Here is a 13441-nt window from a genome sequence, read left to right as displayed (position 1 = left end):
GCTGGTCCTGTCGGGTTGATCGGGTTTCAGAAGGGCGGTTCGTCATGGGCGGGCCGCCCTTTCATTTGAGGGGAATGGGATGGGCATGAATAATTTTGGAATTGCAGCCTTGGCCGGGGCGTTGGCGCTCGGGGCCTGTGCGACGCCGATGCGGCGGGATGAGATCGTGACCAGCGGTTCGCCCTGCATGCCTGTGCGGTTCGACATCTATTTCCGCGAAAACGAGGCGCGGCTGACCGATGCGGCCGGCCAGGCCATCAATGCGGCGGCCGGCGTGCTGCGGACCTGCGAGGTGCGCAGTGTCCAGGTGCTCGGCCTGGCCGATGCGACAGGGGCGAGCGAGGCCAATCTGAGCCTTTCGCAACGTCGCGCCCGGACCGTGGCCGAGGCTCTGAGCGCTGCGGGCCTACCGGCTCCGGCGTTTGAAGTGGCGGCGGCAGGCGACGCGGGCGCGACGACGGCGGGCGGCGCCGCCGAGCCCTTGCGTCGCCGCACCGAGGTGGTGGTGGACGCCCGACCGCGCCGATAGGGGCCGGCGCGGCGACTGAATACGCTGACAGACTTGTCGCCAGGGCCTAAAAGCACGGCCATGCGCGCCATGGCCCTTCTGTTCGCCCTCTGCCTTCTGGTCCTGTCGGGCGGCTCGATCCCGGCGACGGCGCAGCCGGTCAGCCGTCCCGCCCAAACGGCGACGCCGATCCCGGCGGGACCGCAGCAGGCTGACAATATCGAGGCTGAACTGGTCCCCCTGTCGCAGTGGGCGGCGCCGGGATCGACCGTGGTCGTCGCGGTGCGCCAGAAGATCGCGACCGGCTGGCATACCTATTGGCGCAATCCCGGCGATTCAGGCGGACCGACCACCGTCGACTGGCGCCTGCCCCCGGGGGTGAAGGCCGGCGAAATCGTCTGGCCCCTGCCCAGTCGCCAGCGGCTGATGAGCCTGGTCAACTACGGCTATTCCGGCGAAGTCTATCTGCCCGTGCCGATCGAGGTTCCGGCCTCGGCTCGTCCCGGAACCGTCCTGCCCCTGACCGCCGACGTCCTGTTCCTGGTGTGCAGCGACCAGATGTGCGTGCCGGTGCAGATGAGTTTGCGCCTGGACCTGCCGATCCGCGAGGGCGTCCCGCCGCGTGAATCCGATCACGGCGCCGCCATCGAGGCCGTGCTGGCCGCCGCGCCCCGCCCCGCCGGCATCGAGGCCCGCGCGACCCTGGCCGACGGCGTCCTGACTTTGTCTGCGACGGGCGGCCCCCTGACCGCAGCCCTGGCCGAGGGCGAACCGGCCCAGGCCGTCTTCTATCCATTCGAGGGCGGCGTCATCGACCACGCCGCCGCCCAGTCGGGCCAGACCGGGCCGAACGGCCTGAGCCTGAGGCTCGCCCCCGCCCGCGACCTGACAGCCGGGGGCCTCAACGGTCCGGTCTCGGGCGTCCTGGCGACTGACGCCGGCGCCTGGGAGATCACGGCCCGCCCCGGCCCGCCTCTGGCGGGAACCACCGGCGGCCGGGCTCTGTCGGGAGAGGTCGAGACGCCCACCCCGTTAAAGACCGGCCTAGTCCTGATCCTGCAATCGGCCCTGTTCGCCCTGCTGGGCGGTCTGATCCTGAACCTGATGCCCTGCGTCTTCCCCATTCTGGCGATGAAGGCGGCGGCCCTGACCGCCTCGGCCCATCAGCCCAGTGAAGCCCGCCGCGACGGCCTGTTGTTCATGGCCGGGGTGCTGGCCAGTTTCCTGGTCCTGGCCAGTGTGCTGCTGGCCCTGCGCGCGGGCGGCGAGGCCATCGGTTGGGGCTTCCAGCTCCAGTCCCCGGCGGTGATCGCCGGCCTGGCCTTGCTGATGCTGGCGGTCGGACTGAACCTGTCGGGCGTCTTCCACGTCGGGGCAGGCCTTCAAGGCGCGGGCGCCGGTCCCCTGTCGCGCCTGCCCGGCGGAACGGGCGCCTTCTTCACCGGCGTGCTGGCCGTGGTCGTCGCCGCCCCCTGCACCGCCCCCTTCATGGCCGCCGCCCTGGGCGCCGCCCTGCTGATGCCCTGGCCCGCCGCCCTGCTGATCTTCCTGATGCTGGGCCTGGGCCTGGGCCTGCCCTATCTGGTCGTCAGCCTGTCGCCCGGCCTGCTGCGGCGTTTTCCGCGTCCCGGTCCCTGGATGGAGCGGCTGAAGGGCCTGCTGGCCTTCCCCATGTACGGCGCGGCCCTATGGCTGGTCTGGGTCTTTGCGCGCCAGGCTGGAGCGGAGGCCTTCGGGCTGTTCCTCGTCGCCACCCTGATGCTGGCCTTCGGCCTCTGGCTGGCGGGGATAAACCAGGCGCGCCGGGCTGAGGGCGGGACCGCCGTCGTCAGCGCCGTTGCGGCCTTCCTCGCCGTCTTCTTCACCCTGTGCTTCGCTGGCCTCGCCGCCAGCCGCGCGGAGGCGCCGGGGCAGGCGACCGAGGCGGGCCCACTGGCCGCCGCCCCCTGGTCCGCCGAGGCCGTCGGCGCCGCCCAGGCCCAGGGCCGTCCGGTCCTGGTCAATTTCACCGCCGACTGGTGCGTCACCTGCAAGATCAACGAGCGCGCCGCCCTGTCCTCGCCGCGCGTGGCCGAAGCCTTGCAGGCGGCGAACGCCGTTTATCTGGTCGGCGACTGGACCCGCCGCGACGACGCCCTCACCCGCGAGCTGGAGCGCCACGGCCGCTCGGGCGTGCCCCTGTATCTGCTTTATCCGGCGTCGGGCGGCGAACCCCGCATCCTGCCGCAACTGTTGACCGAAGGGGTGGTGATGGACGCCCTGCAAACCGCCCGGACGCCCAATCCGGCCCCTTAAAGTCGGTCCAGCCGTTTGGCGTGGTTCGCCACCATGCGCAGCGCCAGTCCGTCGGGCAGGAACCGCGCCAGCCCGGCCATCAGATTATTCATGATCCCCGGCGTCACGCTGGCCCGGTTCGCCTCGCAGGCCTCATAGCCGATGCGGGCGACGCGGGCGGCGTCCATCCACATCCAGGCCGGATAGGCGCGCGACACCTGATCGCGAGACCCATTGACGTCGTGGAACTCGGTCAGGGTGTAGCCGGGGTTCAGCACCGTGACATGGACGCCCGTCCCCAGGGTCTCCAGATACAGGCCCTGGGACGCCTTGATCAGGAAGCTCTTGATCGGCCCATACAGGGTGTCGCCGCCGGTCGCCGGCATCTGACCCGCCAGGGACGCCACATTCAGCACCCGGCCGAAGCCTCGCTCGACCATGCCGGGCAGGACCAGGCGCGACAGTTCGACCGGCGCGGTCAGCATGACCTGGATCATGGCCCGGTGGGCGCTCAGATCCGTGTCGAGGAACCCCGTCACCCGGCTGAAGCCCGCATTGTTGATCAGGCCGTCGACCGTCAGACCCCGGGCTGCAACGGCGGCGATCAACCGTTCAGGGGCGGCCGGGTCGGACAGATCCTCAGGGATCACGGTCGCGGTCACGCCGTGCGCGGCGCCCAGGTCATCGGCCAGGGCCTGAAGCGGCCCTTCACGCCGGGCGGTCAGGATCAGGTTCCAGCCGTTTGCCGCATAGGTGCGGGCCAAGGCCGCCCCTATGCCGGCCGAGGCGCCGGTGACGAGAACCGTCCGGCTCATCCGAGCGTCAAGCCGCGACGGGGCAGGACTTGTGCGGCGTGAAGGCCGCCAGCGACATCGGATTTTCGGCCAGCAGATCGGCGATGGTGATCTTGGACAAGGCCTCGGTCGCGGCCTCGTCGGCGGCGGTCAGGGCCTTAGCCACCTGGCGCGGAATATGTTCGCTGATCGGGCAGCCCTTGGCCCCGGCGGGGGGGGATCCGATGTGGGCGCAACCGTTGACGGCCCGCAAGACCTCGTCCAGCCGGATATCCTCGGGCTGACGCAGCAGCCAGGAGCCGCCGGTGGCGCCGGGGCGGGTGGCGATCAATCCGGCCTTGGCCAGCAGGGCCGTCACCCGTCGCACAACCACGGGATTGGTCGGGATCGACGAGGCCAGCACCCCGCTGGGGGCCGCCTGGGCAGGCGAAAATGCGCCCTTGTGGGCCATATAGGCCAGGGCGTGGGCGGCGACGGGGAAGCGCTGGCTGTCTGACATGTTTGTGTTCCTGCAGGTAAAATAGGCGTTCCGACGCCGAATCACAAATGCCGGCCCCCGCTGCGAAAGCGAATCCCGCGCGTCACGATTGAAGCGGGCGCGGAATGAGCCTAAAGGCTCGCCGCTTTGAAGGGCTCGACCTGTCGTCGGAGACCCGGAGGATACGCATGGCCGGGGATACTCCCCACGACGCGGGCGCTCTCCCCGCCGCGTCGAATACGCCGGACAAACCCACCCACGCCACGGGACCCGAGTCCCACGCCCCCGGGGGCCAGATCGCCAAGCACGGCGGCTTCTGGGCCCTGACCCTGGGCGCGATCGGCGTGGTGTTCGGCGACATCGGCACCAGCCCGCTTTACGCCCTGCGTGAAGCCATCGCTCACGCTCAGTCCGGCGTCGGCGGCGACCTGGCCGTGATCGGCGTCGTCTCCCTGGCCTTCTGGGCCCTGATGGTCGTCGTGACCTTCAAATATGTCTTCTTCCTGATGCGCGCCGACAACAAGGGCGAGGGCGGCACCCTGTCGCTGATGGCCCTGGCCCAGTTCGCCGTCGGTCGACGCAGCGCCTGGATCTTCATCCTGGGCGTCTGCGGCGCGGCCCTCTTCTATGGCGACGGCATCATCACGCCTGCCATCTCGGTGCTCTCGGCCGTCGAAGGCCTGCAGGATGCGCCGGGCCTCAGCGGTCGGCTGGACCCCTTCATCGTGCCGATCTCGGCCGGGATCCTGATCGCCCTGTTCATGGTTCAGTCGCGCGGCACCGCCAGCCTGGCCAAATATTTCGGCCCGATCACCGCCGTCTGGTTCCTGTGCCTGGGGGCGCTGGGTCTGTATCATATCTTCGACGACATCAGCGTTCTGCGCGCCCTGTCGCCCCACTATGGCGTCATGCTGCTGATCAATGACGGCTTCCTGGGCTTCATCATCCTGGGCAGCGTCTTCCTGGCCGTGACGGGGGCCGAGGCCCTGTATGCGGACATGGGCCATTTCGGAAAGTCGCCGATCCGTATGGGCTGGCTGGCCTTCGTCCTGCCCTGCCTGACGCTGAACTATCTGGGCCAGGGCGCCCTGATCCTCGACAATCCCGGCGCGGCTGAAAACCCGTTCTGGAACATGGTGCCCGAGTTCGCCTACTGGCCCATGCTAATCCTGGCCACCGCCGCCACCGTCATCGCCTCACAGGCCGTGATCACCGGCGCCTTCTCGGTCACGCAACAGGCGGTCCAGCTGGGCCTGCTGCCGCGCATCGACATTCGCAACACTTCCGAGACCCAGGCCGGCCAGATCTTCGTGCCGGCGGTCAACACCTTCCTGATGGTCGGGGTCCTGGTCCTGCTGGTCGTGTTCCAGAGCTCGCATAACCTGACCGCCGCCTATGGGGTGGCCGTGACGGGGACCATGCTGGTCAATACGCTGATGGCCTATTCCGTCATCACCAAGGGCTGGAAATGGCCGATGTGGGCCGTGGCCGGAACCCTTATTCCGTTCGCCTTCATCGACAGCGTCTTCCTGACCTCCAACCTGCTGAAAATCCCCGATGGGGCCTGGATGCCGCTGGTGCTGGGCGCCTGTCTGGTGCTGATCATGTGGACCTGGGTGCGCGGCACTCAGATCTTGACGACCAAGACCCGCAAGGACAGTCTGCCGCTGAACGACCTGATCGAGATGCTTCAGGCCCGTCCGCCGCACCGCGCCCCCGGCACGGCCATCTTCCTGACCAGCGATCCCGACGTCGCCCCGGTCGCCCTGATGCACAATCTTAAGCACAACAAGGTGTTGCACGAGAAGAACGTCATCCTGACCGTGCGCACCTCCGAGCGGCCGCGCGTCAAGGAAGCCGACCGGGTGCGGATGGAGCCGATCAACGACGACTTTAAGAAGCTGACCATCACCTATGGCTTCATGGAGACCCCGAACGTGCCCCGGGCCCTGGGCCTTTGCCGCAAACAGGGACTGAAGTTCGACATCATGTCGACCAGCTTCTTCCTGGGCCGTCGCTCGCTGATCCCGTCGGCGCGCCAGGGCATGCCTCTGTGGCAGGACCGGCTGTTCATCTTCCTGATGCGCAACGCCGCCAATCCGACCGACTTCTTCCATATCCCGCCCGGCCGCGTGGTCGAGCTGGGCGCGCAGGTGGCGGTTTGAGCGCCGACGCCCGGAGCGGGCGGAACTCGGACGCGCGCGGACGCCGGATGGCGACCAAGAGCCGGCCGCGCCCGGCCCCGGCGCCCGCCGCCGCCGAAACCGGTCCGTCGCAGGACGACATCGGGGTCGAGGCGCGGGTCGTGGCGGGCATCCTGCTGAATGCGGCGCTTGAGAAGCGCAACGGCCTGGACGAGGCCCTGTCGCAGCCGGCCGCCCGCGCCCTGGAGCCCGTCGATCGCGCCTTCGCCCGCGCCGTGGCCATGGCCGCCCTGCGTCGCCTGGGCGAGATCGACCAGATCCTGAACCGCCGTTTGCAAAAATCGCCGCCTGAGGCCGTCCGCACCCTGATGCGGATCGCCCTGGCCCAGACCCTGGTGCTGGAGACGCCCGCCTTCGCCGCCGTCTCCACCGCCGTCAAACTGGCCGAACGCGATCCCAAGACCCGGCCCTACAAGAACCTGGTCAACGCCGTGCTGCGCGGCGTTGGCCGCGACGGCCCCGGCCTGACCACGGCCGAGAGCAATCTGCCCGACTGGATCGCCGCCCGCTGGAAGGCGACCTATGGCGAGGCGGCCCTGACCGGCCTGGCCTTGGCCGCGCGCGAGGAGCCGGCCACCGACCTCAGCCTGAAGCCCGGCGTCGATCCCGCCGCCGTGGCCGCCGCCGTCGAGGGCGAGGCGCTTGAGGGCGGAACCGTCCGCACCGGCCGTCGCGGCGACGTCGCGACCTGGCCCGGTTTCGACGACGGCGACTGGTGGGTCCAGGACGCCGCCGCCGCCGTCCCTGGCCGTCTGCTGGACGTCAAACCCGGCGAGACCGCTCTGGACATGTGCGCCGCCCCCGGCGGCAAGACCCTGCAGCTGGCGGCCGCCGGCGCATCGGTCGTGGCCCTGGACCGTTCGGCCCCGCGCCTGAAACGCCTGAGCCAGAACCTTGAGCGCACCGGCCTGACCGCCGAGGTGATCGCCGTTCCCGCCGAGGACTGGGAAGACGACCGCACGTTCGACGCCGTGCTTCTGGACGCCCCCTGCACCGCGACTGGCACCTTCCGCCGCAATCCCGAAGTCCTGCGCGCCACCAAACCGGCCGAGGTCGCCAAACTGGCCGACGTCCAGCACCGGCTGCTCGACGTCGCCGCCGAACGGGTCAAGCCGGGCGGCCGGATGGTCTATTGCACCTGTTCCTTGGAGCGCGAGGAGGGCGAGACCCAGATCATCGCCTTCCTGCGCCGCAACCCCGGCTTCCGCACCGTCGCGGCAGACCCCACGGCCTTGGGCGCCCCGCAAGAAGCCCTGACGCCCGAAGGCTGGCTGCGCATCCTGCCCTCCATGTGGGCCGAACACGGCGGCCTCGACGGCTTCTTCGCCGCCAAGCTGGAACGGGTTTCCTGACGCCCGGCGGCTTGCCCCCGCGGGCAAGCCGTCCTATCCGATGGCCATGGCCGTTACCCCCCTGATCTGCCCGTCCATCCTCGCCAGCGATTTCGCACGCCTGGGTGAAGAGGTCCGTGCGCTCGAAGCGGCGGGCGCCGACTGGATCCATGTCGATGTGATGGACGGCCATTTCGTGCCGAACATCACCCTGGGTCCGGACATTGTGAAGGCGATCCGGCCGCACACCAGCCTGCCGTTCGACGTGCACCTGATGGTCGCGCCGGTCGATCCGTGGCTTGAGGCCTATCGCGACGCCGGGGCCGACCTGCTGACCGTCCATCCCGAAAGCGGCCCGCACCTGCACCGCACCCTGGGCCGCATCCGCCAGCTGGGGGCCAAGGCCGGGGTGGTGTTCAATCCGGCCACGCCTCTGTCGATCCTGGAAGAAGTGGTCGATCTGGTGGACCTGGTGCTGATCATGTCGGTCAATCCCGGCTTCGGCGGACAGAAATTCATCGACAGTTCCCTGCGCAAGATCGCCGGGGCCCGCGCCATTCTGGATCGCGCGGGATCGGCGGCCCATCTGCAGGTGGACGGCGGCGTGACCTCGGCCAACGCCGGCGCCTGCGTCGCCGCGGGGGCCGACGCCCTGGTCGCCGGCTCCTTCGTGTTCAAGGGCGATTATGCGACCAATATCGCCGCCCTGAAGGCCGCGCCGGCCGCCGCGTGAGCCCGATCGGCCCTTTCAGTCCGCGCGGCCAGGAGGCCACGCCCGAGGTCGCCTCCGGCCAGATCCCCGGCCTGGCCGGCGCGCCGGTCCGCACGCCGATCCGTTCGGGCGCGACCGACACTGGCCCCGGCCTCTGGCCCGCCATCGCCGGGCGGATCCTGACCCGCCAGCTGTGGATCGAACTTTACGGCCTGCCGGGCTACGGCTTGACGCTGAGCCCGGTGCTGGGCGGCGGAAAGGTCACGGCCTTTGCGGCCACGCCGCGCGATTTCCGGCCGCACGACGCTGCGCCGGGCAAGAATTTGCTGGTCGGCCGTTTCATCCTCGCGGGCGCCTCGATGGAGGTCGAGGCCCCGGCCGATCCGTGGAACCGCCCCAGCCCGTCGCGGCCCTTCGCCGTCGAACTGCACGCCTTCAACTGGCTGCCGGCCCTGATGGCCCAGGGCGAGCGCGGCGCCCGCGAGGCCCTGCGTCTGACCCTGGCCTGGACCGAGGCCTTCGCCCGCTGGTCGCCCTTCGCCTGGGGCCCCGAAATCCTGCCGCGCCGGGTGATCAACCTGGCCTGCGCCGCCCGCAAGATGGGCGCCGTCGCGACCGAGGCCGAACGGCTGAAGCTGGCCGACACTCTGGCGCGCCAGACCCGCCAGTTGCTGCGCCCGCCCGGCGGCCTGGCCTCCCGCGCCGAACGACTGACGGCGGCGGCCATCGGCGGCTGCGTCCTGGCCGGCGCGCCGGGCCAAGGCCTGCGCCGTCGCGCCCTGTCCGGCCTGACCGGGGCGCTGAAGACCACCGTCCAGCCCGACGGCGGCCACGCCTCGCGCAGTCCCGAGGCCGGGCTGGAGCTTCTGCTCGACCTGCTGACCCTTGACGACGCCCTGGCGCAACTGTCGGAGCCCACGCCCGAGGCCGTGACCGGCGCCATCGCCCGCCTGACCGAGGGCCTGCGCCTGCTGACCCTGCCGGACGGCCGTCTGGCCAGCTTCCAGGGCGGGGGCCCGTCCACCGTCGCCCGCGTCGCCGCCGCCCGCGCCCATGACGAGGCCGCCACCGCCCGCACCAAGGCCGAGCCCGAGCATCCGCCGTTCGGCGCCGTCGCCGGCCTGACCCGGATCGCCAGCCCTCTGCTGACCATCCTCGCCGACGCCGCCCCGCCCGCAGGGGGCGCCTGGGGGGCCTCCGCCTGCGCCCAGCCGATGGCGCTGGAGATCGCCTGCGGCAAGGATCGTCTGATCACCGGCTCCGGCTGGACCCCGGCCTCGACCGATCGTCAGGCCCTGCGGCTGACGCCCGGCCATTCGACCCTGACCCTGGGCGAGCGGTCGCTGAACGAACCCCTGGGCGGCTGGAAGGGCGAACTGCTGGGCCCCCGCCTGGTCGGCCCGCCGATCCATGTCACCACCGATCAGCGCGACGGCGACGGCGCGGTCTGGCTGGACATGGAGCATGACGGCTGGAACGAGGCCTTCGGCCTGAACCACCAGCGCCGCCTCTATCTCGACCAGCGGATGGACGAGCTGCGGGCCGAGGAGAAGCTGTTCCCGACGCCGGGCCGCAAGGAGATGATCCGCCAGATCGCCGCCCCCTACGCCATCCGCTTCCATCTGGAGCCGGGGGTCCAGGCCTCGCTGGCGCGCGACCGCCGCTCGATCCTGCTGCGCGGCGCCTCAGGCCGGGGCTGGTGGTTCCGCACCGACGGCCCCGACGTGGCCATCGAACCCAGCGTCCATATCGACGCCGGCCTGACCCGTCGCTCGCTGCAGATCGTGGTGCGCGGCTCGGCCCGCACCGACAGCGAGAGCCGGATCCGCTGGAAGCTGAGCCCGGCGGGCGCGAGCGGCGATCCGACCTAGAAACCGTCCGTGGGGTGACGGGGAGCCCGTTTGGCGCTAGAGGGCGCGCCATCCTCCCCCAGCCTTCACGGACGCCGCTTCATGCCCGCCGCTCCCGACTTCCCGCCCGCCCCCGACCGGGTCAAGCCGCAACGCGCCCTGATCTCCCTGTCCGACAAGGCCGGGCTGGAAGAGGCCGCCCGCACCCTGCACGACCTGGGCGTCGAACTGGTCTCGACCGGCGGCACCCGCGCGGCGATCGCGAAACTGGGCCTGCCGGTCAAGGATGTGGCCGACCTGACGGGCTTCCCCGAGATGATGGACGGCCGGGTCAAGACCCTGCACCCCATCGTCCACGGCGGCCTGCTGGGCGTGCGCGACGCGGCCGACCATGCCCAGGCCATGACCGACCACGGCATCGGCGCCATCGATATCGTCTGGATCGACCTCTATCCGTTCGAATCCACGGTTGCGGCGGCCCAACCTGGCGAGAAAGGATCGTTCGAGGCGGCGGTCGAGAATATCGACATCGGCGGTCCGGCCATGATCCGTTCGGGCTCCAAGAACCACGGCTATGTCGCCGTCGCCGTCGACGGCGAGTCCATCGGCCTGATCCTTGAGGCGCTGAAGGCCGAGGGCTCGACCGATCTGGCCCTGCGCAAGCGGCTGGCCGCCCGCGCCTTCGCCCGCACCGCCGCCTATGACGCCGCCGTCTCCGGCTGGTTCGCAAACCAGGTCGAGGACGCGGCGCCGGCCCGCAAGTCGATCGCCGGATCCCTGGCCCAGACCCTGCGCTACGGCGAAAACCCGCACCAGACCGGCGCCTTCTACCGCACCGGCGAGCGCCGGCCGGGCGTGGCCTATGCGACCCAGGTCCAGGGCAAGGAGCTGGGCTACAACAATATCGCCGACGCCGACGCCGCCTATGAATTGGTCGCCGAGTTCGAGGCCCCGGCCGTGGTCATCGTCAAACACGCCAACCCCTGCGGCGTCGCGGTGGGCAAGGATCTGTCGGAAGCCTACGCCCGCGCGCTGGAATGCGACGCCGTCTCGGCCTTCGGCGGCGTGATCGCGGTCAACCGCCCGCTGAACGGCGACGACGCCCGCGCCATCACCGGCATCTTCACCGAGGTGGTCATCGCCCCCGGCGCGGACGACGAGGCCAAGGCCGTCTTCGCCGCCAAGAAGAACCTGCGCCTGCTGATCACGGACGGTCTTCCCGATCCGCACGGACCGGGCGAGGTCTTCCGCTCGGTCGCCGGCGGCTTCCTGGTCCAGAGCCGCGACCGTAGCCTGATCAAGCCGTCGGACCTGAAGATCGTCACCCAGCGCCAGCCGACGCCGACCGAGATCCAGGACATGCTGTTCGCCTTCACCGTGGCCAAACACGTCAAGTCCAACGCCATCGTCTACGCCAAGGACGGCCAGACCGCCGGCATCGGCGCCGGCCAGATGAACCGCCGCGACAGCGCCCGCATCGCCGCCATCCGCGCCAAGGAGGCTGGTGAGGCCAAGGGTCTGACCCAGTCCCTGGCCGAGGGTTCGGCCTGCGCCTCCGAAGCCTTCTTCCCCTTCGCCGACGGCCTGCTGGAAGCGGTCGCGGCCGGCGCTACCGCAGTGATCCAGCCTGGCGGCTCCATGCGCGACGCCGAGGTCATCGCCGCCGCGGACGAAAAGGGCATCGCCATGGCCTTCACTGGAGTCCGCGTTTTCCGGCACTGAGGATCGACCCCGGATGATCCTTATCGAGGACGCCGATCCCGACCATGCCGACGCCAAAGTCCTGATCGCCGCCCTGTCCCAGCGACTGGCGGCGATCACGGGCTCCAGCGGCCAGGCCTCGTTCGACGCGGACGATGTGCGCGGTCCCGGCGCCGCCTTCCTGCTGGCGCGGGACGAGCAGGGGCGGCCCCTCGGCTGCGGCGCCCTGCGTCCGCTCCAGCCCGGGGTCGCCGAAATCAAGCGCATGTATGCGGCGGTCGCCGGCCAGGGGGTGGGCTCGGCCGTGCTCACGGCGCTTGAGGCGAGGGCGAAAAGCCTCGGTTATGACGAAATCCGTCTGGAAACGCGCCGCGTCAACACCGCGGCTGTAGGCTTCTATCGCCGCGCCGGCTATCGCGAAATTCCGCCCTACGGCCGCTATGTCGGCCGACCGGAGGCCGTCTGTTTCGCCAAGCCGATCCGATCGACTTCCGCCTAAGTTGACTGGACGCCTCGGACGCGTCGTGATGGTCTGCGGCTCCCCCGTTTCTGGAGCCGTCCCATGACCACCCTGATCCGTCCCGAAGGCCAGACCGCCGATGATCTGAAGCTCAGCCGCCGGGCGGTGGGCGCCCTGGGGGGCCTGCTGTTCTCCGGCTATGCGGTCGCGGCCCTGGCCAAGGAGGCCCAGCCGATCACCACCGACGCCGCCGGGCTGGAGACGGCGGAGGTGACCTATCCGGCCCCCGACGGGTTCCAGCTGCCGGCCTATGTGGCGCGTCCGGCCGGAGACGGACCCTTCCCGGTTGTGATCGTCGTGTCTGAAATCTTCGGCGTTCACGCCTATATCAAGGACATCTGCCGTCGCCTGGCCAAACAGGGCTACGCCGCCATCGCTCCCGCCTTCTTCAACCGGGTCGAGGATCCGGCGCCCCTGTCCGACATGGGCCGGATCATGCAGATCGTCGGGGCGGCGAACTACGAACAGGTGATGGGCGATCTGTCGGCCACCCTGGAATGGGCCAGCCAGCAGCTGTGGGCGCGCGATGGCAAGGTCGGGATCACCGGCTTCTGCTGGGGCGGCAAGGTGGTGTGGCAGGCGGCGGCGCGGTTCGCCGTCATCGGCGCCGGCGTGGCCTGGTACGGCCGCCTGGCCCCCGCCGCCGACGCGACCCCGGTGCAGGTCTCGTCCGGCCAGCCCTGGCCGGTCGATCTTGCCGGCGATCTGAAGGCGCCGGTGCTGGGCCTGTACGGCGGAAAGGACCAGGGGATTCCCCTGGCCAGCGTCGAGCGCATGCGCGAGGCCTTGGCCCGCGCGGGCCAGACTGGCAGCCAGATCATCGTCTATCCCGACGCGCCCCACGGCTTCCACGCCGACTATCGCGCCAGCTACGCCGAGGCCGACGCCAAGGACGGCTGGACCAAACTGCTGGCGACCTTCGACAAATCTTTAAGAGGTTGAATTGTTCCTGATGTGACACACTGCGGCGGGCTGTGTGTCATGGAGGGATCAAGGTGGCGAATTCACAGTGGCGTAGGGCGGTCCTGCTGGGTGCAGGCCTGTTGTTCCTTCCCCTCGCCGCCTGTGG

General features: G+C 70.2%; 11 protein-coding genes. 9 read left to right on the top strand and 2 right to left on the bottom strand.

The annotated features are described in order from the left end of the window. Positions 1–85 precede the first annotated feature (85 nt). The gene (locus PKE72_RS08625) at positions 86–529 is read left to right on the top strand and encodes an OmpA family protein (protein ID WP_271164972.1); all 444 of its coding nucleotides are present in this window, start codon (positions 86–88) and stop codon (positions 527–529) included. A gap of 60 nt (positions 530–589) precedes the next feature. Next, entirely contained in the window at positions 590–2803 is a 2214-nt protein-coding gene (locus PKE72_RS08620; RefSeq protein WP_271164971.1) for a thioredoxin family protein, read from the top strand. On the opposite strand, the gene PKE72_RS08615 is transcribed toward PKE72_RS08620, so the two are convergent. Together PKE72_RS08615 and PKE72_RS08610 are read right to left on the bottom strand one after the other, a co-directional pair. Further along, on the bottom strand, positions 2800–3597 hold the full coding sequence (locus tag PKE72_RS08615) for an SDR family NAD(P)-dependent oxidoreductase (RefSeq protein ID WP_271164970.1): 798 nt from the start codon (positions 3595–3597) through the stop codon (positions 2800–2802). The genes PKE72_RS08620 and PKE72_RS08615 overlap by 4 nt on opposite strands. Before the next feature lie 7 nt (positions 3598–3604). Continuing rightward, positions 3605–4075, bottom strand: a complete 471-nt coding sequence (locus PKE72_RS08610; RefSeq protein WP_271164969.1) for an Rrf2 family transcriptional regulator — start codon at positions 4073–4075, stop codon at positions 3605–3607. Positions 4076–4242: 167 nt separating this feature from the next. On the opposite strand from PKE72_RS08610, the gene PKE72_RS08605 reads away from it, so the two are divergent. From PKE72_RS08605 to PKE72_RS08575, 7 genes are all read left to right on the top strand, one after another. After that, on the top strand, positions 4243–6219 hold the full coding sequence (locus PKE72_RS08605; RefSeq protein ID WP_271164968.1) for a potassium transporter Kup: 1977 nt from the start codon (positions 4243–4245) through the stop codon (positions 6217–6219). A gap of 47 nt (positions 6220–6266) precedes the next feature. Beyond that, positions 6267–7610, top strand: coding sequence for an RsmB/NOP family class I SAM-dependent RNA methyltransferase (locus PKE72_RS08600; protein WP_271164967.1), 1344 nt, complete (start codon positions 6267–6269; stop codon positions 7608–7610). Positions 7611–7656: 46 nt separating this feature from the next. Then, positions 7657–8322, top strand: a complete 666-nt coding sequence (gene rpe / locus PKE72_RS08595; RefSeq protein WP_271164966.1) for a ribulose-phosphate 3-epimerase — start codon at positions 7657–7659, stop codon at positions 8320–8322. Next, positions 8319–10172, top strand: a complete 1854-nt coding sequence (locus PKE72_RS08590) for a heparinase II/III family protein (RefSeq protein ID WP_271164965.1) — start codon at positions 8319–8321, stop codon at positions 10170–10172. The genes rpe and PKE72_RS08590 overlap by 4 nt, the downstream gene beginning before the upstream one ends. Positions 10173–10253: 81 nt before the next feature. Further along, the gene (gene purH, locus PKE72_RS08585) at positions 10254–11873 is read left to right on the top strand and encodes a bifunctional phosphoribosylaminoimidazolecarboxamide formyltransferase/IMP cyclohydrolase (RefSeq protein ID WP_271164964.1); all 1620 of its coding nucleotides are present in this window, start codon (positions 10254–10256) and stop codon (positions 11871–11873) included. Positions 11874–11886: 13 nt separating this feature from the next. Then, positions 11887–12351, top strand: coding sequence for a GNAT family N-acetyltransferase (locus PKE72_RS08580; protein WP_271164963.1), 465 nt, complete (start codon positions 11887–11889; stop codon positions 12349–12351). A gap of 63 nt (positions 12352–12414) precedes the next feature. Beyond that, on the top strand, positions 12415–13314 hold the full coding sequence (locus tag PKE72_RS08575) for a dienelactone hydrolase family protein (protein WP_271164962.1): 900 nt from the start codon (positions 12415–12417) through the stop codon (positions 13312–13314). The last annotated feature ends 127 nt before the right edge of the window (positions 13315–13441 follow it).

Source organism: Brevundimonas intermedia (assembly GCF_027922165.1).
Lineage (GTDB): Bacteria > Pseudomonadota > Alphaproteobacteria > Caulobacterales > Caulobacteraceae > Brevundimonas > Brevundimonas intermedia.
This window is presented reverse-complemented; position numbering and strand designations above follow the sequence as displayed.